Below are 23,627 nucleotides of genomic sequence, written 5' to 3'. Positions count from 1 at the left end.
GGACACCCGCCAATCCGCGATGACTCGCCGGGCCAGCGGTCCGTGAACGGCTCCTTGAAGGAATCTGATTCCCTCAAGGAGCCCTTCACGGACCTCAGCCGACCACGATGGTGTGGTCGGTGCGGGAGACGAGTTCGCCGATCACCGGGTACCCCGGCAGTTCGCCCGCGACCAGGAGTCCGCCGGAGGTTTGCGCGTCGGCGAGCAGCAGGGCTTCGTCCTCGGAGATCCGCGACAGGTCGGCGTGCGGGCGCACCCAGCCGAGGTTGCGGCGGGTCCCGCCGCTCACGTAGCCATCGCGCAGCGCCTCCCGCGCACCCTCGAGATACGGGACCGCCGTCGGGTCCAGCCGGGCGGTGACGCCGCTCGCCCGGGCGAGTTTGTGCAGGTGGCCGAGCAAACCGAACCCCGTGACGTCCGTCGCGCACACCACACCGGCCTCCAGAGCGGCAATCGAGGCGGCGCGGTTCAGCGTGGTCATCGCGGCGATCGCCTCCTCGGACCGTTCGCCGGTGGCCTTGTGCCGCGAGTTCAGCACGCCGATTCCCAACGGCTTGGTCAGCGTCAGCGGCGTGCCCGGCTTGCCCGAGTCGTTGCGCAGCAAGCGTTCCGGATCCGCGGTGCCGGTGACGGCGAGGCCGTACTTGGGCTCGGGGTCGTCGACGCTGTGCCCGCCGGACAGATGGCAACCAGCAGCAGCGCAGACGTCCAAGCCGCCGCGCAGCACCTCCGCGGCCAGCTCGAACGGCAGCACTTCCCGGGGCCAGCCGAGGAGATTGACCGCGACCACCGGGACGCCGCCCATCGCGTACACATCGGATAGCGCGTTCGCGGCGGCGATCCGGCCCCAGTCGTACGGGTCGTCGACGACTGGGGTGAAAAAGTCCGTGGTCGCGATCAGCGCGACGTTCCCGGCGATGCGGACGGCCGCCGCGTCGTCGCCGTCGTCGAGGCCGACCAGGAGTTCGCCGGGCGGGTCTTTCGGAGTCGCACCGGACAGGCCGCGGACGATGGTTTCCAGCTCTCCGGGCGGGATTTTGCACGCGCAGCCGCCGCCGTGGGCGTACTGGGTCAGCCGGACGCTCATCTGCTCATGATGCGGGGGCGCGACGCTCTTGGCAGGATGGCGGAATGCCCCAGGGAGGCGTATCCGGCCTGGTGACCGGCGCGGTCTTCAACACCGTTGAGCGGCAGGTCCTGCCGCTGGCGGGTTCGATTCCCGTCCGCCTCCGCCATGGGTGACCCGCGCCGGGCGATCCCGCGCACCGACGCCGTGCTCGGCGAGCCGAGGATCGCGAAAGCCGCCGAGACCCTGGGCCGCGACCTGGTGAAATCGCTGGTCGCGGCGGCGCAGCAGCGGGCAAGGGCGGGCGAGATCGAGCCCGGCGAGGTCGTCGCGGAGGTGGTGGCCCGGCTGCCCGCGACGGTGTCGTCGCTGCGTCCGGTGCTCAACGCGACCGGCGTTCTCGTGCACACCAACCTCGGCCGCGCGCCGCTGTCCGCGGCCGCATTGGACGCCATCGTCGCGGCGGGCGGTGCGACCGACGTCGAGTTCGCCCTGGAAACCGGCGAACGGGCGAAACGCGGGCGCGGCACTTTGGCGGCGCTGGCGGAGGCGGTGCCGCGCGCCGAGGCGGTGCACGTGGTCAACAACAACGCGGCGGCGCTGCTGTTGTGCGCGCTGACGTTGGCTCCGGGCAAGGAAATCGTGGTCAGCCGCGGCGAGCTGGTCGAAATCGGCGACGGGTTCCGCATCCCGGATCTGCTCGCCTCGACCGGTGCCCGGCTGCGCGAAATCGGTACCACCAACCGGACTTCGGCGGCCGATTACGCGGCGGCCATCGGTCCGGACACCGGATTCGTGCTCAAGATCCATCCCTCGAACTACCGGGTCACCGGGTTCACCTCGGAAGCGAGCGTCGCCGAACTGGCTGGGCTGGGCGTGCCGCTGGTCGCCGATGTCGGGTCTGGGCTGCTCGCACCGCATCCGCTGCTGCCGGACGAACCGGACGTCACGACCGCCCTGGCCGACGGCGCGAACGTCGTCACCGCGAGCGGCGACAAGCTCCTAGGCGGTCCCCAGGCGGGCTTGCTCTTCGGAGATGCCGAACTGCTGCAACGGCTTCGGCGGCATCCAGCGGCGAGGGCGTTGCGGGTCGACAAACTGACCCTCGCCGCGCTCGAAGCCACCCTCCGCGGGCCGGAACCACCGGTGCGGGCGGCACTTCTCGCGGAGAACCTCCACCAGCGCGCCGAGGCTTTGGCCGCGTCGCTGCGTTCGGCGGGCGTGGAGGCCCAGGCAGTGGACTCGACGGCGGTCGTCGGTGGCGGTGGTGCGCCGGGTGTCGAGCTGCCCAGCGCGGCGGTCGCGTTGCCCGCTCGGTATGCGGAGGCATTGCGGCTGGGCGAGCCCGCCGTCGTCGGCCGGATCGTGCGAGACCGGTGTCTGCTCGACCTGCGGACGGTTTCCCCGGCGGACGACGCGACGGTCCGGGAGGCGGTCCGCCGATGCGGGTGATCGCCACCGCCGGGCACGTCGACCACGGGAAATCCACCTTGATCCGCAGCCTCACCGGCATGGAGCCCGACCGGTGGGCCGAGGAACGCCGCCGCGGCCTGACCCTCGACCTCGGCTTCGCCTGGACCCGGCTGGGCGGCGAGGAACTCGCCTTCGTGGACGTCCCCGGGCATCAGCGGTTCGTGCCGAACATGCTGGCGGGCGTCGGTCCGGTCCCGGCCGCGCTGTTCGTCGTGGCCGCGGACGAGGGATGGATGCCGCAGTCGGCGGAGCACCTGGCGGCACTCGACGCGTTCGGTGTCCGGCACGGCCTGCTCGCGGTCACCAAATCCGACCGCGCCGACCCGGGTCCAGCGACGGCGGCGGCGCTCGAGGAGATCGCGACGACCGCGCTCGGCGAGGTGCCCGCGGTCAGCGTCAGCGGCACGACCGGCGAAGGGCTCGAGGAACTGAAAGCTCAGCTCGCCAAGCTGGCCAGCCGGTTGCCGCCGCCGGATCTGGAGGCGGACGTCCGGCTCTGGATCGACCGCGCGTTCACGATCAAGGGCGCGGGCACGGTGGTCACCGGAACCCTCGGCGGCGGAACCCTGCGGGTCGGCGACGAGTTGACGCTCGGTGCGGGCCGGGTGCAGATCCGCGGCCTGCAGGCGCTCGGCGAACCGCGCGAAAGCGTGGCCGCGGTGGCTCGAGTTGCGGTGAATTTACGCGGCGTGGCAAAGGATTCCGTCGGCCGGGGCGATGTTCTGCTGACCCCGGGAGCGTGGCGTCCAGCGACGGAAGTCGATGTCCGGTTGCGCGGCGCACCGTCCGGCGAGCTGCATCGGAACCTCGTGCTGCACTTCGGATCCGCAGCAGTGCCGAGCCGGGTCCGTCCGCTCGGGCCGGACACCGCGCGGGTGCTGCTCGCGCACCCGCTGCCGCTCCGGACCGGCGACCGGGGGCTGCTGCGCGACCCGGGAGAGCACCGGATCCCGGCCGGATTCGACGTCGTGGACGTCCGGCCGCCGTCCCTCGCGCGTCGCGGGGCGGCGCGAGCCCGGGGCGAAGAGCTGACCGTCGTGGAACCGGGCTGGGATTACCTCCGCCGCGAAGGTTTCGTGCGCCATGAGGACTTCCGCGCGCTGGGGCTGCCCGCGGTAGGCGAGCGGCTCGGCGGCTGGCACGCCGACCCGGCCCGCCTCAGCCGGTTGCGAGCGGAGGTCGGCGAAGCAGTCGCGGCCTGGACTCGTGAGCATCCGCTGGCAGCGGGAATCCCGGCCGAGGCGCTCCGGCAACGGCTCGGCCTGCCGGACGCGGAACTCGTCCCAGCAGTCCTCAGCGATGGGCTGATCCTCAAGGACGGTCTCGTCCGCAAGCCCGGCGCCGGGCTGACCGCTGAAGTGGAAAACGCAGTCAAAGTCCTCGAAGAGAGATTCGCCGAGCACCCGTTCCGCGCACCGGAGGCGGACGAACTGCGGAAACTCGGTCTGGGCAAACGGGAATTGGCCGCCGCCGTCCGCGTAGGCCGGTTGCGGGCGATCGCCGACGGAGTGGTGCTGGCGCCGGACGCGCCGCAACGCGCGGTGGAAGTCCTGGCCGCGCTCGGCGAACCGTTCACGGTGTCGCGGGCCCGGCAGGCGCTGGACAGCACGCGCCGGGTGATGATCCCGCTGCTGGAGCATCTCGACGCCGCCGGGCTCACCGAACCGCTCGGCGACGGGACCCGCCGGACGTGCTGCGAGCGCCCGGAGAACGGATTACCGTGACAGCGTGGGCATGCGGCAGTGGATCGAAGGCTGGCCGGTGTACCGGCAACTGGCCGGTCCCGACCGCACCGCGCGCGCCTCGGCGGCCAAGTCCGCCGGTTCGGAGCGCTGGCACGCACGCACCGAGGACGCCGACAAGGTAGTCCGTTCGATCTGTCCGTATTGCGCCGTCGGCTGCGGCCAGAAGGTGTACGTGAAGGACGGCGCGGTCACCCAGATCGAGGGCGACCCGGATTCGCCGATCTCCCGGGGCAGGCTGTGCCCGAAAGGCTCGGCCAGCAAACAGCTCGTGACCAGCCCGAGCCGCGTCACCGAAGTCCTCTACCGGCGGCCGTACGGCGCCGAGTGGGAGCGGCTGTCCCTCGACCAGGCGATGGACATGATCGCCGACCGCGTGCTCAAGACGCGCGCCGAAACCTGGCAGGACGCCGACGACCAGGGCCGCAAGCTCAATCGCACGCTCGGCTTCGCGAGCCTCGGCGGCGCGACGCTGGACAACGAAGAGAACTACCTGATGAAGAAGCTGTACACCGCGCTCGGCGCGATACAGATCGAAAATCAGGCCCGTATTTGACACTCCGCCACGGTTCCCGGTCTGGGGACCTCCTTCGGTCGTGGAGGCGCCACGACGTTCCAGCAGGACCTCGCCAACGCCGATTGCATCGTCATCCAGGGCTCGAACATGGCCGAATGCCATCCGGTCGGGTTCCAGTGGGTGATGGAGGCGAAGGCCCGCGGCGCGAAGATCATCCACGTCGACCCGCGGTTCACCCGCACGAGCGCGGTCGCGCACGTGCACGCCTCGGTGCGGGCCGGGTCGGACATCGCGTTCCTCGGCGGGCTGATCAACTACGTCCTGCAGCACGACCTGGACTTCCGCGAGTACGTCGTGGCCTACACGAACGCCGCGGCGATCCTGACCGAGGAGTTCGCCGACACCGAGGACCTCGACGGCCTGTTCTCCGGCTTCGACGCGGAAAACCGCCAGTACGACAACTCGACCTGGGCGTACGAGGACGCTGAAGCGTCCCCTGCGGCCGGCGCCCGCGACCCGGACCAGCCGGGCGGGCACCACGGCGGCGAGAAGCACCAGAGTTCCGCGCGCGCCGAGTCCTACGGCAGCGGCGGCGCGGCGATCGAAACGAAGCCCAAGACCGACGAGACGCTGCAACACCCGAGGTGCGTTTTCCAAGTCCTCAAACGGCATTTCTCCCGCTACACGCCCGAGGCCGTCGCGGACATCTGCGGCCTGCCGGTCGAGCAGTTCACCGAAATCGCCGAGGCGATCACCGCGAACTCCGGCCGCGACCGCACCACGGCCTGGGTGTATTCGGTCGGCTGGACGCACCACACGGTCGGCGCGCAGTACATCCGCACCGCCTCGATCCTGCAGACGCTGCTGGGCAACATCGGCCGTCCGGGCGGCGGCATCCTCGCGCTGCGCGGGCACGCCAGCATCCAGGGCTCGACCGACATCCCGACGCTGTTCAACCTGCTGCCCGGCTACATCCCGATGCCGCACGCGCACCAGCACCTCGACCTCGACAGCTTCGTCGAGGCCGACGCGGGCAAGACCGGGTTCTGGGGCAACATGCGCTCCTACACCGTGAGCCTGCTCAAGGCGTACTGGGGCGAGAACGCCCAGCCGCACAACGACTTCCGCTTCGACTACCTGCCGCGGCTGACCGGCGATCACGGGACGTACGCGACCGTCCAGAAGCAGATCGCGGGGGAGTGCAAGGGCTACTTCCTGGTCGGCGAGAACCCGGCGGTCGGCTCGGCCAACGGCAAGTTCCAGCGGCTCGGCCTGGCCAATCTCGACTGGCTGGTGGTCCGCGACCTGCAGCTGATCGAAAGCGCGACCTTCTGGAAGAACGGCCCGGAGATCGAGACTGGCGAACTGAAGTCCGAGGAGATCGGCACCGAGGTCTTCTTCCTGCCCGCCGCCGCGCACACCGAAAAGGACGGCAGCTTCACCAACACCCAGCGCCTGCTGCAATGGCACCACAAAGCGGTCGAACCGCCCGGCGACGCCCGCAGCGACCTGTGGTTCTACTACCACCTGGGCAGGCTGATCCGGGAACGCGCCAGCAGCGGCGAGCGCGATGCCCCGCTCCGCGACCTCGCCTGGAGCTATCCGACCGAGGGGCCGACGGCCGACCCGAGCGCGGAATCCGTGCTCGCGGAGATCAACGGCCACGGACCGGAAGGCCCGCTCTCGTCGTATACCCAGCTGAAGGACGACGGTTCGACGTCGTGCGGCTGCTGGATCTACTGCGGCGTCCGCGCGGACGGCCACAACCACGCCGCGAACCGGCAGCCCGGCTCCGAACAGGACTGGGTCGCGAACGGCTGGGCCTGGGCGTGGCCAGCCAACCGGCGGATCCTGTACAACCGCGCCTCGGCGGATCCGGACGGGAAACCGTGGAGCGAGCGCAAGAAGCTGGTCTACTGGGACGCTGCGGAGTCGAAGTGGACCGGCCCGGACGTCCCGGACTTCGAGGCCGCCAAGCCGCCCGATTACCAGCCGCCGGACGGCGCACGAGCACAGGACGCGCTGAGCGGCCGCGATCCGTTCATCATGCAGACCGACGGAAAGGCGTGGCTGTACGTCCCCGCCGGGCTGGCCGACGGCCCGCTGCCCACGCACTACGAGCCCTTCGAAAGCCCAGTGGCCAACGCGCTTTACAGCCAGCAGTCCTCGCCGGTGCGGCAGACGCTGGACAGCCCGGTCAACCAGTACAACCCGACGCGCAGCGAGGTCTTTCCGTACGTGTTCACCACTTACCGGCTCACCGAGCACCACACGGCGGGCGGGATGAGCCGGACGTTGCCGTATCTGTCGGAGCTGCAGCCGGAGTTCTTCTGCGAGGTCTCGCCCGCACTGGCCGCCGAACGCGGCCTGGAACACCTCGGCTGGGCGACCATCGTCTCGTCGCGGACGGCGATCGAGGCCCGCGTGCTGGTCACTGACCGCGTCAAACCGCTCAAGGTGCGCGGCCGCACCGTCCACCAGGTCGGGCTGCCGTATCACTGGGGGCCGAACGGGCTGTCGCGCGGCGACGCGGCCAACGACCTGCTCTCGATCGTGCTGGACCCGAACGTGCACATCCAGGAGGCCAAAGCGGCCACCTGCGACATCCGTCCCGGACGGCGGCCGCGCGGGCCGGCGCTGCTGGACTTCGTGGCGGAGTACCGGAGGCGAGCCAATGGCTGAGTACGGCGCCCAGCCCCGGATGGGCTTCTTCACCGACACGTCGGTGTGCATCGGGTGCAAGGCGTGCGAGGTCGCGTGCAAGGAGTGGAACGGCGTCCCGGAGGCGGGCGGGCAGGACCTGCTCGGGCTGTCGTACGACAACACCGGCGACCTCGGGTCGAACACCTGGCGGCACGTGGCGTTCATCGAACAGCCCGCGGTGGACCTGGGGATGCCGACCGTCGGGGCGCCGGAACAGCAGTCCGAGGAGGAGCCGGGCGTGCGCTGGCTGATGTCGAGCGACGTCTGCAAGCACTGCACGCACGCGGCCTGCCTCGACGTCTGCCCGACCGGCGCGCTGTTCCGCACCGAATTCGACACGGTTGTGGTGCAGCAGGACATCTGCAACGGTTGCGGCTACTGCGTTCCCGCGTGTCCGTACGGGGTCATCGAGAAGCGCGAAAGCGACGGCCGCGCGTTCAAGTGCACCCTCTGCTACGACCGGCTCGGCGCCGGGATGGAACCCGCGTGCGCCAAGGCTTGCCCGACCGACTCCATCCAGTTCGGCGAGCTGGACGAACTCCGCGAACGCGCCGCCGCGCGGGTGTCGACGCTGCACTCGGACGGCGTGCCGGAAGCACGGCTGTACGGGCACGATCCCGAGGACGGAGTCGGTGGCGACGGCGCGTTCTTCCTCCTGCTGGACGAACCCGAGGTCTACGGATTCCCGCCGGACCCGGTCGTGACGACCCGCGATCTGCCGCAGATGTGGAAGCGCGCCGCGACGACGGCGGCCGGGGTAGCAGCGGCGCTGGTCGTGTCGTTCCTGGGACGGCGTCGATGAGCCCGCGGCGCGAACGGGCGATGGTCGAGCCCGCGGAATTCCGTTCCTACTACGGGAGGCCGATTCTCAAGGAGCCTGCCTGGAAACAGCCGGACGTCCCGCTGTACTTGTTCCTCGGTGGTGCGGCCGGTGCTTCGGCGTCCATGGCCGCGCTCGCTGATGCGACTGGACGTCCGGAGCTGGCCAAGGTCGGTCGGCTGGCCGCTTCCGGCGGGTCGATCGCCAGTGTCGTCGCGCTGATCCACGACCTCGGCAAGCCGACGCGGTTCCTGAACATGCTGCGCGTGCTCAAGCCGACTTCGCCGTTGTCGGTGGGTTCGTGGATCCTGTCGCCGTTCTCCGGTCTTGCCGCGGTGTCGGCTTTTACCGCGGTGACCGGCCGTTTCCCCCGGCTGGGCCGATTGGCCGGGGCCGGGGCGGGCGTGCTGGGACCGGCGATGTGCACGTACACCGCGGTGCTGCTGGCCGACACCGCGACGCCCTCTTGGCACGAGGCGCACGGGACGCTGCCAGTGCTGTTCGCGGGCAGCGCGCTGACCAGCGGGGCCGGGGTCGCGCTGATTTCGGTGCCGCGCAAGGAGAACGGCCCGGTGGTGCGGGCCGGGCTCGCCGGGGCCGTAGCGGAGTTGGCCGCGGAGCATCACTTGGAGACCGGCCTGGGGTTGGCTTCGGAACCGTACCAGGCCGGTCGGGCTGGGCGGTTGTTGAAGGCGGCGAAGGTGCTTACCGCTGCGGGTGCGACGTTGTCGTTGGCTGCCCGCAAGAACCGCGCGGCCGGAGTTGTTGCGGGTGCGGCTTATCTGGCGTCTGGGCTGTGCACGCGGTTCGGTGTTTACGCGGCCGGGGTTGAGTCCACAAAGGATCCGAAGTACGTCGTTGTTCCGCAGCGGGAACGGCTTGCGGCGAAGCGTGCGGGCCGTCGTTAACGGGCGGCCCGCACGCACCGCCACAGCTCTTCCCCATACGGCACCGCGATGAGGCCGGCGATCGCAGCCCCGATCCCGGCGAGGTAGCCGCGCGGCAGCTGGCGGCGCTTGGGCTGCAGCCGCCAGGCGCTGCGCCGGTCGTCGGCGTGCAGCAGCTCCCGGACGTCTTTCCAGTGCAGGCAAGCGATCGCGGCGCTCCCCATGAACGGCAGCGACTCCAAAAAACTGTGGATGTGCTGTTCGAACGGCTTCACGTCGCGGTCGCTGTCCACCGCGGTCTTGACGTCCCACAGCGCCGTCGCCTCGTGCGCGGCGATCGTGGCGGCCATGATCGTCAGCACGAGCGGGTTGATCTCGCACAGCAGCGCGAGCGTGATCGGCAGCCCGACCTCGGCCATCATCAGCAGGTGGATCAGCGATTCCCGCACCCCGGCGGTGTCCTCGATCCGGGTGCGGCGGTGCTGCCACCAGTCCAGCAGCCCGGGCACGAACCACGCCGGGAGGATGCCGTAGAGCAAGTACCGCAGCGTGGCGGTTTCCGTGTCGGACGCGCGCTCCGGGATGCGCAGCCGCGACCGGTCCGCGACTGCCTTGCGCAGGGTTTTCAGCGGGGCCTTCATGCCGCCGGCTCCAGCAGGATCTTCTGGACGCCGTCCAGCTTCTTCTGGAACATCTCGTACGCCCGCGGCGCGTCGGCGAGCGGGAGTTTGTGCGTCGCGAAGCCTTCGACGCCAAGGGGATCGCCGTCCGCGGTGAGCACCGGCAGGATGTCGTCGATCCACCGGCGGACGTTCGCCTGCCCGCTGTGCAGCCGGATCTGCTTGTCGAACAGGTCCATCATCGGGATCGGGTCAGCCATCCCGCCGTACACCCCGGACAGCGAGATCGTGCCGCCGCGCCGGACGCTGTCGATGGCCGCGTACAGCACGCTCAGCCGGTCGATCCCGGCCTTCTCGGTCACCTTCGCACCCACCGCCTGCGGCAGCAGCGCGACCAGGTTGTGCGCGAGCTTCCCGATCGGCGCGCCGTGCGCTTCCATGCCGACCGCGTCGATCACCGAATCCGCGCCGCGGCCGCCGGTGAGGTCGCGGATCGCGTCGCCGATCCGCCGGTGGTCGCGCAGGTCCAGCGTCGTCGCCCCGTGCGCGCGGGCCCGGGCCAGCCGTTCCGGCACGAGATCGACGCCGATCACCTTGCCCGCGCCCTGATGCTGCGCGACCCGCGCGGCCATCTGGCCGATCGGGCCGAGCCCGAAGACCACGACGGAACCGCCGTCGGGAATGTCGGCGTACGCCACGGCTTGCCACGCCGTCGGGACCACATCGGACAGGTAAACGAACCGTTCGTCCGGCGGGCCGTCGGGCACCTTGATCGGCCCGTACTGCGCTTGCGGCACGCGCAGGTACTCGGCCTGCCCGCCGGGCACCTGGCCGTAGAGCTTCGTGTAGCCGAGCAGCGCCGCGCCCTTGCCCTGATCCTTGACCTGGGTGGTTTCGCACTGCGACTGGAGGCCCTGGGAACACATCCAGCAGTGCCCGCACGAGATGTTGAACGGCACCACCACGCGGTCGCCCGGCTTCAGCGTGCTCACGCCGCTGCCGACTTCCTCGACGATCCCCATCGGCTCGTGGCCGAGGATGTCGCCCTCGGTCATGAACGGGCCGAGGACCTCGTACAGGTGCAGGTCCGAACCGCAGATGCCGGTGGAGGTCACCCGCACGACGGCGTCGGTCGGCTCCTCGATCTTCGGGTCCGGGACGGCCTCGACTCGCACGTCCCGCTTGCCGTGCCAGGTCACTGCTTTCATACCGGCCGGATTCCCCTTGCCGGGACCGGCAAACGTCAGAGGCCGCGCAGGTCGGCGACGAACTCCTCGTACGCGGTGTCGCGGTCGGGCGCGCGCAGCACGGCGGACGGGTGCACGGTGGCGAGCGCCGAGGAGAACATCCCGGTGAACTCCTCCGGCGGATCCAGTTGCTCTCCGCGATGCTGGGTGAGCCGGAAACTGCCGCCGTACACCGATTGCGCGGCCGTCGCGCCCAGCAACAGCACGAGCCGCGGCCGGACGGCCCGCAGTTCGGCGACCAGCCACGGCCGGCACGCGACGACCTCGGACCGTGCTGGCTTGTCGTGGATCCGGCGTTTGCCGCGGAGCTGGAACTTGAAGTGCTTGACCGCGTTGGTCACGTAGAGGGAATCGCGGTCAAGGCCCGCGTCGCCGAGCGCCCGGTCGAGCAGCCGCCCGGCCGGGCCGACGAAAGGCTCGCCGCGCCGGTCCTCCTGGTCGCCGGGCTGCTCGCCGACGGCGAAGATGTCCGCTCGTTCAGGACCCGCGCCGAAAACCGTGGCGGTGGCGTCGTGGTACAGCCCGCAGCCGCGGCAATCCCGGGCTGCTTCGCGGAGTGTGCCGAGGCGGGTGGTGTCCGGCGGCTCGGCTCCCGGTTCCTGACGCGAGACCATCGGAACCCGTTACCCGCACCGGGCCTCGCGCAAACACGACGAGCGCGACCGCATCGGGCGAGTTAACGTCGAGGGCCATGACCGACATCACCAGCCTGATCCTCGACGATCACGAGCGGTTCCGGCGAGCGTTCGCGGAACTGGACGACCTCGCCGGCCCGGACGAGCTGGCGCGGGCGTGGGAACCGCTCGCCGCGCTGCTGGACCTGCACGCGGCAGCCGAAGAGGCGGTCTTCTACCCCGAGTTGATCCAGCGCGGCGCCGACGCCGAGGACGAGACGCTCGACGCGGTCGGCGACCACAACGACATCCGCGACGCCGTCGCCGAAGCCCGCCGGCACCCGGCAGGCAGCGCGGCTTGGCACGCGGCGGTCCGGCAAGCGCGCACCGCCAACAGCGAGCACATGGCCGAGGAGGAGGACGACGCGCTCGCCGACTTCCGCAAGCACGCCGATCCGGGCCTGCGCGAGGAACTCGGCCGGAAGTTCCTGGCGTTCAAGGCCGAGCACGAGGGCGACGTCGACACCGGGGACGTCGATCCGGAGCGCTACGTCGAGGAACAGGAACGAAAAGCCGGGAAGACCCCGCCGGACGACGGTTCGCTGGGCATCGGCGGCCTGAAGGGAGCACGATGAACCACCTGATGCGCGACCTCGCGCCGATCCCGGCCGACGGCTGGAACCAGATCGACGACGAGGCGCGGGAGCGGCTGGCGACCCATCTCGCCGCCCGCAAGATGGTCGACGTCGAAGGCCCGCACGGCTGGACGCATTCGGCTACCTCGCTCGGCCGGACCCGGCGGATCGAGCCGCCGGAGGCCGCCCGGGAGACTCTGGCGCAGCAGCGCCGGGTGTTGCCGCTGGTGGAAGTGCGCGTGCCGTTCACCGTGGCGCGGAAGGAACTGGAGGACGCCGAGCGGGGCGCCGACGACCTGGAGTTCGACGACCTCGACGCGGCTGCTGCCCAGGTTGGCCTGGTAGAGAACCGCGCGGTGTTCCACGGCTGGCCGGATGCGGGGATCACCGGGATCGTCGAGGCGAGCCCGTACGACCACGGGGCGCTGGGCGCCGATCCGGAGCGGTATCCGCATGTGGTGGCCAATGCGGTGAACACGTTGCGGTGCAACGGGGTTGAGGGGCCGTACGCGCTGGCGATCAATCCTGAGGGGTACACCTCCATTGTGGAAAGCACCGAGCATGGCGGTCTTCTCGTGCTCGATCACCTTCGCCGGGCGTTGGGCGGCGGCCGGGTGAAGCGGACCCCGGGGCTGACCGGCGCGGTCGTGCTGAGCTTGGCGGGCGGGGACTTCGTGCTGGAACTCGGCCAAGACCTGTCAGTGGGCTACCGCCACCACGACGCGGAGACGTTGACGCTGTATCTGGAGGAGAGCTTCAGCTTCCGCGTCACCGAACCGGACGCGGCGCTCGTCCTCGACTGACCACGATTCCTCCGCAGCTCGGCCGGGTATCCGGCTCCCATGAGCAGTCGCGGAAAGATCCAAGTCACCACCCGAGTGCGGCTCGACGACGCCGACGACCTCGCCGAGCATTACACGCCCGGCGTCGCCGAGCTGGCCAAACGCGTCGCCGACGACCCGTCGGTGCTCGCGCGGGAAACCGTGCGCAGCAACTCCGTCGCGATCGTTTCCGACGGTTCCGCGCTGCTCGGCCTCGGCGACCAGGGTCCGGCCGCCGCGTTGCCGGTGATGGAGGGCAAAGCGGCGCTGCTGAAGCGGTTCGCGGACGTCGACGCCTGGCCGATCTGCCCGGTCAGCCGCGAGCCGGAAGACCTCGTGCGCACCGCCAAGGACCTGGCGACGTCCTTCGGCGCGATCAACCTGGAGGACATCGCCGCGCCCCGGTGCTTCACGGTGGAGCGGCAGTTGCACGACGAGCTGGACATCCCGGTTTTCCACGACGACCAGCACGGGACCGCGATAGCCGTGCTGGCTGCTTTGGACAATGCGCTGAAGCTGACCGATCGCACGCCAGGGGACACGTCGGTGGTGATCTCCGGCGCCGGTGCGGCGGGGTCCGCGATCGCCCGGCTCCTGCTGAAGGCGGACTTCAGCGCGGATCGGATCGTGGTCTGCGATAGCAAGGGCGCGCTGCACGGCGAACGCGACCTGACCGGCGAGAAGCAATGGCTCGCGGAGAACACCAACCGCGGCGACGCGGTCCAAGGGAGCCTTCAAGACGCCCTGCAGGACGCGGACGTCTTCATCGGCGTGAGCGTCGGCGGCCTGCTCAAGGGCGACGATCTCGCCCGGATGGCCGACCGGGCGATCGTGTTCGCACTGGCCAATCCGGATCCGGAGGTCGACCCGGACGCCGCGCACGAGCACGCGGAGATCGTCGCGACCGGCCGCAGCGACCTGCCCAACCAGATCAACAACGTCCTCGTGTTCCCGGGCATGTTCCGTGGCCTGCTCGACTCCGGCGCGCCGAGGGTGACCGCGCGGATGCTGCTCGCGGCCTCGCACGCGCTGGCCGCGACGGTCGGCGACGATCTCGACCGGGAGCACATTGTGCCCAGCGTCTTCGACGAGGGCCTGGTGCCCGCGATCGCCGAGGGCGTCGGCGGCGCGGCGGAAAACGACTGAAGGAGCGGGGAATGCGAAGCGCACAGTCCGGACGCAAGTACGAGCTGAGCCTGAAGGCCCGGGTGCCGCAGCTGGCGGGCAAGGGGATCACGCAGGAGGCTCCCGCCGAGCGGACGCTGGAGACCGTTTATTACGACACCAAGGACTTCCGGTTGACCAGAGCCGGAATCACGCTGCGAAGAAGCAGCGACACCGGGTGGTCCCTGAGATTGCCCAGTGAAGAGCTGCGGTTTCCGCTCGACGACGACCCGAAGGTGCCCGCTCCGATCGCGACGCTGCTCCGCGCGTACACGCTGGACCGCAAGCTGCGTCCGGTCGCGCAGCTGCGGACCGACCGGTTCACGCACCGGCTGGCCGACGCGTCCGGCCGGACGCTGGCGACCCTGGCGGACGACCACGTCACCGGAGAATTCCTCGGGGGACAGGCGGTTCGGCTGGACCGCTGGCGCGAACTCGACGTCGAGTGCGCGCCGGAGCTGCTCGACCGCCTTGATCGCACGTTGCGCAAACGCGGGGCCGAGAACGCCTGGTGGCCGTCGAAACTGCAGCGGTTGATCGGAGACGCCGCGGAAGGCAAGCGGGGCTCGAACGAGGTCCTGGCTGCGTACCTGAGCGAGCAATTCGAGCGATTGCGCCGCGCTGACTTGGGTTTTCGCGTCGGGGAAGACGATTCAGTGCACCAGCTCCGGGTCGCGGCGCGGAAGCTGCGGAGCGGGCTCCGGACGTTCAAAACCTTACTGGGCAAGAAGAAGGCCGATGCGATCGCAGCGGAGCTGAAGTGGCTGGGAGGCGAACTCGCCCCCGCGCGCGACGCCGAGGTCAGCCAAGCTCGCCTCGAAGCCTGTCTCGACGAAGTCCCGTCGGAGCTGGTTTTCGGTCCGCTGCGGCAATACCTGACCCGTGACTTCGCCCGCACCTCCCAAACGGAGCTGGACCGCGCGACGGAAGCGTTGTCCAGCACCCGATACGTGACCCTGTTGCGGTCGCTCGCCGTGCTGCTCGACACGATCCAGCCCGTCGGCGAGAAGGCGTTGCGGAAACCCATGCGCAAAACCGCGCGCAAGCTGTACCGCGCCACCGCGGCGACCGAGGGGCTTAGCGGCGCCGAGTTGGAGAGAGCGCTGCACAACGTCCGGAAGAAGGCCAAGCGCGCCCGTTACGCCGCCGATGCCGTCCGGCCGGTGTTCGGCAAGAAGCTGCGGGCCTGGCGCAAGAACGTCAAGGCGGTGCAGCAAACGCTTGGCAAGCATCAGGACACCGTGGTGGACCGCGAAGCGTTGCGGCACTTCGCGATCGACGGGTTCAGGGAGAGCCAGAACACGTTCACCTTCGGTCTGCTTTACGGCCGCGACGAAGCCGCGGCGCACGGGTTGCGGGACCGGTTCGCCGAGGAATGGCGCACGCTGCGGAAAGGCAAACGTCCGGCCTGGCTGAAAGTGTGAGGTGCACTGAGGACAGCAGAAACGCCGGCGGTGTCTCGGCACCACCGGCGTCCCCGCGGCAACGAAAGTCCGGCGCGCGGAGCCGGTGCCGCGCTGCGATCTTGCTACCCCGCCGCCACGAGGTCTAAACCTTTCCCCGATCCGGTTTCGCCGCGGCCGGATCGGGGAACCCTGCGGGAAATGGGATCACAACCGACCGCGACGTGGGTATCGGCGATCGGGAGCGCGGGCTCGCTGCTGGGGTTCGCCTCGTATGTGTGGATCATGCTGCTCAACCGGAAGGACCAGGCGGAAGTCCGGCAGGAGCAGCAGGCGCAGTCGGTCTCCGCGTGGCTCGACGAAGGCGCCCGGCATGAGCGTGAAGAGGATTACGTCGTGTGCGCGCACAACAGCGGCGACGCACCGGTGTTCGACTGCTCTCTGGAGATCGCCCGCCCGGACGAGGACGAACCGCACCGGATCAGGTTGGCGATCATCCCGCCCAGCGCGACCGCCGTCCGCGCGCTGCCCTTCGGCGAGGACGCCATGCCGGTGGACGACCTGTACTCGGCGGCCGCCGTTCCCGGCCTGTCCTTCACCGATTCCCGCGGCGGCCACTGGACCCGGGACACCTCGGGCGTGCTCAGCCGCGCCGACCGCCGTTCGCTGCGCGGGCGCTGGCGGACCGGAAGCTGATCGCTCCCGAACAGGGTGCCCGTGACCGCGTATATCCCGCCCAGCGATCAGCACGCCGTCCTCGCCGCGCTGCGGGGCTACCTCGCCGAAGTCGCGCGGGCGCTCGGGACCGGCCTGGACTCCTGCGCTGTCGACGAGGGTCCGCCGCTTTCGGCGTACGTAGGCCTCGACGGCTGCCTGCCGGGTTACCCCGGCCGCGATTTCGCGTTGCTGTGGGACGAGGTCCACGGATGGGCGATCGCGGTCGAAACGCATTCCGGCGAGGACTTCATCGTGCTCCGCTATCTCGGCGGCGCCACCGTCACGCCGCCGCCCGCGGAGCTGCTCGGGTTCGTCACCGCATTGCGCGAGGACGACCACCGCATCGGGCAGGTCGCGCCGCCTGCTCTCCGCTCCGTAGGCAGTGTCGCGGAACTCGACACTCTGCTGCGTCTTCGCGGGGTGACTTGAGCCCCCATTCGAGTGGCCGGCCGATTGATCTTGGTCGGCGGCGGGTATCACCCGGCCATGACGCTCCGGCCGCCTGGCGACCCGCGCGGGCGCGCTGCTCCGCCGCCCGCTCGTCTTGCGACGCCGGGCACTGTCCACTAAGGATGATGAGCGTCGGCAACGCGATGCGCTCCACGCACTGTACGAGTCACGTTCCCCTCGGCTGTCAGGAGGATTTCCATGACCGCGGCGACCATGACCCGCACCCGGCGCAGCGACGACTACCGGCACTGCGCCGTGCTGTTCGAGGAGATCAGCCACCTCGCCGAGGACACTGACGAGCACTCGCGGCTGCGGCGGCGCCTCATCGAGGAACACCTGCCGCTGGCCGAGCACATCGCCCGCCGGTTCGCCCGCCGCGGCCAGCCGTCCGAAGACCTCCTGCAGGTGGCGCGCATCGGCCTGATCAACGCCGTCGACCGCTACGACCCGGCGCGCCAGACCGATTTCGTCGCGTTCGCCGTCCCGACGGTGATGGGCGAGGTCCGCCGGTACTTCCGCGACCACACCTGGTCGGTCCGGGTCCCGCGCCGGCTCAAGGAACTCCACCTGAGGATCGGCCAGACCGCCACGGAACTGGGCCAGCGCCTCGGCCGCGCGCCCACCGCGCGGGAGCTCGCCGACCACCTGGACCTCGACCTCGACGAGGTCGCCGAAGCCTTGCACGCCGGGAACGCTTACCAGGCCGCGTCGATCGACTATCCGGCGCACGACGACACCGGTTCGATCGCTTTGGCGGACACGCTGGGCGAAAACGATCCCGAGATCGAGAAGCTCGAGGACCGGGAAACGCTCAAGCCGTTGCTGCGGAATCTGCCGGAGCGGGAGCGGGCGATTGTCGTCATGCGGTTTTTCTCGAATATGACGCAGAGCCAGATCGCGGAGCGGGTCGGGTTGTCGCAGATGCAGGTTTCGCGGTTGCTGGCGCGGACGTTGAGCACCTTGCGGGAGCAGCTCACCGAGGCGGCCAGCCCTAGCCGGTGACTGTACGTGAGGGGAACCCTGAGGGAATCTGATTCCCTCAGGGTTCCCCTCACGTACGTCGCGCCGCTCAGGTGAAGCGGGGGACCTCCTTTGCCGGTGCGGGGGCACGCACCTCGTCGTCGAACAGGTCGCTTTGGCGGATCGCCAGCGTGCAGACGACACTGATCACGGTCGTCGCCGCGAGGTAGATCAGGATGCCGGTCGTCCCGGTCTTCCCGGCGAGGTAGGCGAGGATCAGCGGGGTGAGCCCCGAAGCCACGACGCCGGAAAGCTGGTAGACGACCGAAATCCCGGTGCACCGCCGCGAAATCGGGAACAGCTCGGCATAGAACGCCGCTTGCGGGCCGTACATCACCGGGTAGCTGATGCCCAGCACCGCGACGAGAGAGAGCGTGATCAGCACGGGGTTGCCGCTGTGCAGTGCGGCCAGTGCGGGGATCGCCAGCACCAGCGTCGTCACGGCTCCGGTCGTGAAGGTCCGCCGTCGGCCGAAGCGGTCGGAGACTCTGCCGAACACCGGGATGAACACCACCATCACCGCGGCGGCGATCATCACGCCGACCAGCAGCGGTTGCCGGTCCAGTTTCAGCGTTCCGCTGCCGTAGGAGATCACGAAGACCGCCCACGCGTTGAACGCCACGCCCTCGGTGAAGCGGCTGCCCATGCCCAGCAACAGGTGTCGCCGGGAGAGCCGGTCGCGGACCAGTTCGACGGCCGGGACGGTGGCGGTGCCTTCCTCGGCCGCCATGGTGCGGAAGGCCGGGGTTTCCATGACCTTGACCCGGATCAGCAGGCCTGCCAGGACCAGGACCGCCGAGAGCAGGAAGCCGATTCGCCAGCCCCACGCGAGGAACGCCGCGTCGCTGGTGATCGCGTTGAGCAGGGCCAGCACGCCGGTGCCCAGCGTGAGCCCGATGGCCAGCCCGATTTGCGGGAAACTGCCGTAGAGACCGCGTTTCCCGTGCGGGGCGTACTCGGTGGCCATCAGCACCGCGCCGCCCCATTCGCCGCCGACGGCGACGCCTTGGGCCAGCCGCAGGACGACGAGGATGATCGGCGCGGCCGGTCCGATCATCTGGTAGTCGGGCAGCAGGCCGATGAGACAGGTCGCGGTGCCCATGATGAGCATGGTCGCCACGAGGATCTTCTTGCGCCCGATCCGGTCGCCGAGGTGGCCGAAGACGAAGCCGCCGACCGGACGGGCAAGGAAGCCGAGCGCGAAGGTCGCGAAGGCCAGCACAGTGCCGACCAGGGGATCGGAGCCGGGGAAATAGAGCTTGTTGAAGACGAGTCCCGCGGCGGTGCCGTACAGGAAGAAGTCGTACCACTCGACGGTCGTGCCGAACACGCTGGACGCGACCACCAAGCGGACATCGGTGCTTTTCTCAGGAGTTGTCGCCATTGATAACTCCCGGTGGTCAGAGCGAACGGCGGAAGATGTCTTCGAGCGCGGCCCGGGTGACCGGACGGGGCACGACAGCCAGCTGACGGGTCTGCTTGAGCGTGCCGTCGACGAGGGTGTCGATGTCCTCGTCGCCGTAACCGAACGCGTGCAGTCCCTTCGGCATCTGGATGTCGGCCATCAGCTCGGAGAGCACGTGCGGGAGAGCGTCGGCGCCGTCCGTGGTCGTGAACGTCTGCCCGCCGGACAGCAGATGCGCGGCGTGCAGATGCCGTTCCGGCGACGCGGGATAGGTCCAGCGGAACACCTCGGCGGCGGTCGCGGACACGGCCTGGCCGTGCGGGACCATCGGCATTTCCGGGTAGCCCGCGGCGCGGTACTGCTTCACCGCGCCGGCGATCGGGTAGGCGTTGGCGTGCGGCAGGTGGGTGCCCGCGTTGCCGAAACCGGTTCCGGCGTAGGTGGACGCGAGCGCCATCTGGGTGCGCGCGGTCAGGTCGCGTCCATTGAGGACAGCGGCGCGCAAATGCTTGCCCACCAACGTCAACGCCATCTCGCACCAGACGTCGCTGATCGGGTTGGAGCCGCAGAAAGCCGGTCGTTTCATCGGGTCTTCCGGCGCGGGCTTCGCGTCGAACGCGACGCTGGTGTAGCTCTCCAGCGCGTGCGACAGGACGTCCATGCCGCTGGCCGCGGTCACCTCGGAGGGCAGGCTGATCGTGGTGCGCGGGTCGACAACAGCGAGCGACGGGCGCAGCGACGGGTGGCTCACCCCGGCCTTGAGGTGCAGGCCGAGCAGGTCGACGACGCAGATCGTGGTCGATTCCGAACCGGTGCCCGCGGTGGTCGGGACGGCGATCAGCGGCTTCAACGGCAGCCACGGGGCCTTGCCCGCGCCGATGGGCGGAGTCACGAAGTCGAGCAGCTCGCCGGGGTGCGTGGTCAGCAGGTTGACGGCCTTGGCGGTGTCGATCGCCGAGCCGCCGCCGATCGCGACGAAACAGTCCCATTCCTGCTGGCGGGCGTAGGCGACGGCCTCGTCGATGCTGGCGTCGGTCGGTTCGACGCCCACGCCGTCGAAAATCTCGCTCTTCACCCCGGCCGCGCGGATGGAGTCGAGCGCCCGGTCCGGGATGCCGGTGCCGCGGACGCCGGGGTCGGTGAGGATCAGGCACGACTTGGCCTGCCGGGCGGCCACCTCCGCGCCCAGCTCGTCGAGCGCGCCGGCACCGAACTTCAGCGGGGGCGCTGCCCAGGTGAACACGCTTTCGTTGCGGGGCATGTCGGTCAAGGAGACCACTCCTCACGTCGATATTGACAACATGTGGAAGCTATATCCACTATGTGGCGAGCCTTCACGGTAGCCCGAGGACCGCGGCGCTGTGAACCCCCGATTTCCCAGGAGACGCCCATGCCGGCCCGAGTTCGTACGCATTCGGCACTGCAGGAAGCACTCGCGCGGGCGGTGTCCGGCGAGGTCGCCGGCGACCCGGCCACGCTCGCCACCCACTCCGCCGACGCGTCGAACTACCGGCACATCCCGCTGCTCGTCGTGCGGCCGCGCAGCGCGGAAGACGTGGTGGCGGCGCTGAAGGTGTGCGCGGAGCACGGCGCGCCGGTCCTCCCGCGCGGCGCGGCGACGAGCATCGGCGGGCAGGCCGCGAACCGCGCGGTGATCCTGGACTTCACCCGGCATCTCAACCGCGTGCTGGACATCGATCCCGCCGTCCGCACCGCACGCGTCGAACCCGGTCTCGTGCTCGACCGGCTGCGCGAACGGGCCGCCGAACACGGGCTCACCTTCGGCCCGGACCCGTCGACGCACAGCCGCTGCACGATCGGCGGCATGATCGGCAACAACGCCTGCGGTTCGCATTCGGTGGCGTGGGGCAAGACGGTCGACAACGTCCGCGCGCTGGAAATCGCCCTCCTCGACGGGACCCGTCTCGAGGTCGGCCCTACCGCACCGGCTGAGTTGGGAGAGTTGTGCGCACGCGAGGATTCGGTCGGCGCGCTGTACCGCGGCCTGCGAGACCTGCGCGACGAATACCTGGCCGACATCCGGCTCGGCTACCCGAAACTGCCCCGGCGGGTCTCCGGCTACAACCTCGAATACCTGTTGCCGGAGAACGGTTTCGACGTCGCCAAGGCACTGGTCGGCTCCGAGGGAACCTGCGCGACGATGCTGAGCGCGGTCGTCGACCTGGCCCCGATCCCGGCCACGCGCGCCCTCGCCGTGCTGGGCTTCGAGAACAGCATCGCCGCCGCCGACGCGGTCCCTTCGCTGCTCGACCTTCCGGTGCTCACCATGGAAGGCATCGAAGCCGGTCTCGTCGCCGCATTGGATGCCCGGAAACCCGGCGACCGCAGCACCCTGCCGGAGGGAACCGCGTGGCTGTACCTGGAAACCGGCGGCGACGACGCGGCGGAGGCGGTGGCGGTCGCCCACCAGGTCGCCGCTCGCGCCCCGCAGGTCGGCGCTACCGCTTTGGTCGTGGAAAATCCTGCTGAGCAACGGAAACTCTGGCGCATCCGGGAGGAAGGCGCAGGTCTCGCGACCCGGCTCGCCGACGGTTCCGAGGCGTGGTCGGGCTGGGAAGACTCCGCGGTCCCGCCGGACCGGCTCGGCGCGTACCTGCGCGAATTCGACCTGCTGCTGGACAAACACGGCCGGAAAGGCGTGGTCTACGGCCACTTCGGCGACGGTTGTCTCCACGTGCGGATCGACTTCCCGATGGCCGCGCCGGAAGCGAAGGAGGCCTATCGGTCGTTCATGGTCGAGGCCGCGGAACTAGTGGTGTCCCACGGCGGCTCCCTCTCCGGCGAACACGGCGACGGCCAGGCCCGAGCTGAACTCCTGCCGCTGATGTTCTCGCCCCGGCTCATGCAGGCTTTCGCCGACTTCAAAGCAGCCTTCGACCCCACGAACGGCATGAACCCCGGTCGGGTCGTCGACCCCGCCCCTCTGGACGCCGACCTGCGCACGGTCATCGCCCCGCCGGTCCTGCCGACCCGCGCCCGCCTAGCCCTGCACGCCGACGGTGGCGACCTGGCGGCGGCGTCGCGTCGATGCGTCGGCGTGGGCAAATGCGTCTCCGAGTCGGGCGGGATGATGTGCCCGAGCTACCGCGCCACCGGCAAGGAGGAACACTCGACCCGCGGCCGGGCGCGCCTGCTGTTCGAAATGCTCGCCGGAGACGTCATCGAGGACGGCTGGCGTTCTCCCGAGGTCCGCGACGCGCTCGATCTCTGCCTCGGCTGCAAAGCGTGCAAGTCTGATTGCCCGGTCGGCGTCGACATGGCTTCCTACCGGACCGAATTCCTCAGCCGCCACTACGAACGCCGGATTCGCCCGATGTCGCACTACACGATGGGCGCGCTGCCACGATGGCTCCGGCTGGGTGCCCCCTTCGCGCGCGCCATCAACGCCGTGTCACGAGGTCCGCTCCGCCCGGCCCTGAACCGGCTGGGCGGAATCGCCGCCGAACGCGAACTGCCGCAGCTCGCTTCGCCGACTTTCGCGTCGTGGTTCCGCCGCCGGGACCCGGTGCGGTCGTCGTCGAAGGTCGTTCTGTGGCCGGACACCTTCACGAACTTCTTCGACCCGCAAGTCGGCCGGGACGCGGTCGCCGTGCTGGAAGCGCTGGGGCACGAGGTGGTCATCCCGGAGCGGACTGTCTGTTGTGGACTGACCTGGCACAGCACCGGCCAGCTGACCACGGCGCGCCGGGTCCTGCGCCGGTCGCTGGACGCGCTCGACCCGTGGCTTCAGGAAGGGATTCCGGTGATCGGCCTGGAGCCCAGCTGCACCGCGACCCTGCGGGAGGACGGGGCTGAGCTGCTGCCGGAGGATTCGCGGACCGCCTTGCTGAAGCGCAGTGTGCGGACGTTCGCCGAGCATCTGGGGGAGAAGGAGCTGCCTGCTTTGAAGCAGTCCACGGCACCGGTGCTTACTCAGGTTCACTGTCACCAGCACGCGGATCTCGGTTATGACGCCGATTCGGCACTGCTCGGGCGGCTGTCGCCGGAGACGCAGGTGCTGCGGGAGGGGTGTTGCGGTCTGGCGGGGAACTTCGGGTTTCAGCGGGGGCATTACGACGTTTCGGTCGCTGTCGCCGAGCACCAGCTGATGCCCGCGTTGCGAGCGGCATCGGAGGACACGGTGGTGCACGCGGACGGGTTCAGTTGCCGGACGCAGATTCGGCAGTTGTCTGACCGCGAGCCCGCACACCTCGCTTCGCTGACCGCGCGTGCCTTGGGCCTCCGCAGCGAGTGAGGCGTGGTACGTGAGGGGAACCCTGAGGGAATCAGATTCCCTCAGGGTTCCCCTCACGTACAACTGGC

The 23,627-nt window shown here is 69.9% G+C and carries 19 protein-coding genes and 1 tRNA gene; 14 read left to right on the top strand and 6 right to left on the bottom strand.

What is annotated here, in order from left to right:
• Positions 1–94 precede the first annotated feature (94 nt).
• Positions 95–1,087 (bottom strand): selenide, water dikinase SelD, encoded by a 993-nt coding sequence (selD, locus tag ACWDNU_RS36675; RefSeq protein ID WP_449672240.1) that lies wholly within the window; start codon positions 1,085–1,087, stop codon positions 95–97.
• A 53-nt stretch (positions 1,088–1,140) separates the two neighbouring features.
• Here selD and ACWDNU_RS36670 point away from each other — a divergent pair.
• The 6 genes from ACWDNU_RS36670 to nrfD all read left to right on the top strand — a co-directional run bounded on the left by ACWDNU_RS36670 (position 1,141) and on the right by nrfD (position 9,229).
• A tRNA-Sec gene (locus tag ACWDNU_RS36670) sits at positions 1,141–1,235 on the top strand.
• The gene (selA, locus tag ACWDNU_RS36665) at positions 1,235–2,518 is read left to right on the top strand and encodes an L-seryl-tRNA(Sec) selenium transferase (protein ID WP_449672239.1); all 1,284 of its coding nucleotides are present in this window, start codon (positions 1,235–1,237) and stop codon (positions 2,516–2,518) included. The genes ACWDNU_RS36670 and selA overlap by 1 nt, the downstream gene beginning before the upstream one ends.
• Positions 2,509–4,263: a selenocysteine-specific translation elongation factor gene (selB, locus tag ACWDNU_RS36660; protein WP_449672238.1), complete on the top strand. Its 1,755-nt coding sequence runs from the start codon at positions 2,509–2,511 to the stop codon at positions 4,261–4,263. The genes selA and selB overlap by 10 nt, the downstream gene beginning before the upstream one ends.
• 4 nt (positions 4,264–4,267) lie before the next feature.
• On the top strand, positions 4,268–7,480 hold the full coding sequence (fdh, locus tag ACWDNU_RS36655; protein WP_449672237.1) for a formate dehydrogenase: 3,213 nt from the start codon (positions 4,268–4,270) through the stop codon (positions 7,478–7,480).
• Positions 7,473–8,303 (top strand): 4Fe-4S dicluster domain-containing protein, encoded by an 831-nt coding sequence (locus ACWDNU_RS36650; protein ID WP_370936159.1) that lies wholly within the window; start codon positions 7,473–7,475, stop codon positions 8,301–8,303. The genes fdh and ACWDNU_RS36650 overlap by 8 nt, the downstream gene beginning before the upstream one ends.
• Positions 8,300–9,229, top strand: coding sequence for an NrfD/PsrC family molybdoenzyme membrane anchor subunit (nrfD, locus tag ACWDNU_RS36645; RefSeq protein ID WP_449672236.1), 930 nt, complete (start codon positions 8,300–8,302; stop codon positions 9,227–9,229). The genes ACWDNU_RS36650 and nrfD overlap by 4 nt, the downstream gene beginning before the upstream one ends.
• Here nrfD and ACWDNU_RS36640 read toward each other — a convergent pair.
• Genes ACWDNU_RS36640 through ACWDNU_RS36630 form a run of 3 tightly spaced genes read right to left on the bottom strand, consistent with a single transcriptional unit; the run spans position 9,226 to position 11,689 of the window.
• Complete coding sequence (locus ACWDNU_RS36640) at positions 9,226–9,849, bottom strand: diguanylate cyclase/phosphodiesterase (protein ID WP_449672235.1); 624 nt, start codon at positions 9,847–9,849, stop codon at positions 9,226–9,228. The genes nrfD and ACWDNU_RS36640 overlap by 4 nt on opposite strands.
• On the bottom strand, positions 9,846–11,036 hold the full coding sequence (locus ACWDNU_RS36635; RefSeq protein WP_449672234.1) for a zinc-dependent alcohol dehydrogenase: 1,191 nt from the start codon (positions 11,034–11,036) through the stop codon (positions 9,846–9,848). The genes ACWDNU_RS36640 and ACWDNU_RS36635 overlap by 4 nt, the downstream gene beginning before the upstream one ends.
• 35 nt (positions 11,037–11,071) lie before the next feature.
• The gene (locus ACWDNU_RS36630) at positions 11,072–11,689 is read right to left on the bottom strand and encodes a UdgX family uracil-DNA binding protein (protein ID WP_449672233.1); all 618 of its coding nucleotides are present in this window, start codon (positions 11,687–11,689) and stop codon (positions 11,072–11,074) included.
• Between the two features lie 77 nt (positions 11,690–11,766).
• Here ACWDNU_RS36630 and ACWDNU_RS36625 point away from each other — a divergent pair, with 77 nt between their 5' ends.
• The 7 genes from ACWDNU_RS36625 to ACWDNU_RS36595 all read left to right on the top strand — a co-directional run bounded on the left by ACWDNU_RS36625 (position 11,767) and on the right by ACWDNU_RS36595 (position 17,881).
• Positions 11,767–12,324 carry a hemerythrin domain-containing protein gene (locus tag ACWDNU_RS36625; RefSeq protein WP_370936164.1) on the top strand — a complete coding sequence of 186 codons (558 nt, stop codon included), beginning with the start codon at positions 11,767–11,769 and terminating at the stop codon, positions 12,322–12,324.
• Positions 12,321–13,127: a family 1 encapsulin nanocompartment shell protein gene (locus ACWDNU_RS36620; RefSeq protein WP_449672232.1), complete on the top strand. Its 807-nt coding sequence runs from the start codon at positions 12,321–12,323 to the stop codon at positions 13,125–13,127. Before ACWDNU_RS36625 ends, ACWDNU_RS36620 begins: the two co-directional genes overlap by 4 nt.
• Positions 13,128–13,166: 39 nt before the next feature.
• Entirely contained in the window at positions 13,167–14,291 is a 1,125-nt protein-coding gene (locus ACWDNU_RS36615) for an NAD(P)-dependent malic enzyme (protein ID WP_449672231.1), read from the top strand.
• Between the two features lie 11 nt (positions 14,292–14,302).
• Positions 14,303–15,733 (top strand): CYTH and CHAD domain-containing protein, encoded by a 1,431-nt coding sequence (locus ACWDNU_RS36610; RefSeq protein WP_449672230.1) that lies wholly within the window; start codon positions 14,303–14,305, stop codon positions 15,731–15,733.
• Positions 15,734–15,913: 180 nt separating this feature from the next.
• Entirely contained in the window at positions 15,914–16,408 is a 495-nt protein-coding gene (locus ACWDNU_RS36605) for a hypothetical protein (protein ID WP_449672229.1), read from the top strand.
• Positions 16,409–16,423: 15 nt separating this feature from the next.
• Positions 16,424–16,858 carry a DUF6292 family protein gene (locus tag ACWDNU_RS36600; RefSeq protein ID WP_449672228.1) on the top strand — a complete coding sequence of 145 codons (435 nt, stop codon included), beginning with the start codon at positions 16,424–16,426 and terminating at the stop codon, positions 16,856–16,858.
• Positions 16,859–17,077: 219 nt separating this feature from the next.
• A complete protein-coding gene (locus ACWDNU_RS36595) occupies positions 17,078–17,881 on the top strand; it encodes a SigB/SigF/SigG family RNA polymerase sigma factor (RefSeq protein ID WP_449672227.1) in 804 nt (267 codons plus the stop codon).
• Positions 17,882–17,948: 67 nt separating this feature from the next.
• Here ACWDNU_RS36595 and ACWDNU_RS36590 read toward each other — a convergent pair whose 3' ends face one another.
• Together ACWDNU_RS36590 and ACWDNU_RS36585 are read right to left on the bottom strand one after the other, a co-directional pair.
• The gene (locus ACWDNU_RS36590) at positions 17,949–19,283 is read right to left on the bottom strand and encodes an MFS transporter (protein WP_449672226.1); all 1,335 of its coding nucleotides are present in this window, start codon (positions 19,281–19,283) and stop codon (positions 17,949–17,951) included.
• A 16-nt stretch (positions 19,284–19,299) separates the two neighbouring features.
• Positions 19,300–20,565, bottom strand: coding sequence for a hydroxyacid-oxoacid transhydrogenase (locus tag ACWDNU_RS36585; RefSeq protein WP_449672247.1), 1,266 nt, complete (start codon positions 20,563–20,565; stop codon positions 19,300–19,302).
• A 129-nt stretch (positions 20,566–20,694) separates the two neighbouring features.
• Here ACWDNU_RS36585 and ACWDNU_RS36580 point away from each other — a divergent pair, with 129 nt between their 5' ends.
• Positions 20,695–23,559, top strand: a complete 2,865-nt coding sequence (locus ACWDNU_RS36580) for an FAD-binding and (Fe-S)-binding domain-containing protein (protein ID WP_449672225.1) — start codon at positions 20,695–20,697, stop codon at positions 23,557–23,559.
• Positions 23,560–23,627: the final 68 nt, after the last annotated feature.

Source organism: Amycolatopsis sp. NPDC003676 (genome assembly GCF_053587275.1).
Note: the sequence above shows the minus strand (reverse complement) of the source record. Positions and strands in the feature narration are given on the sequence as shown.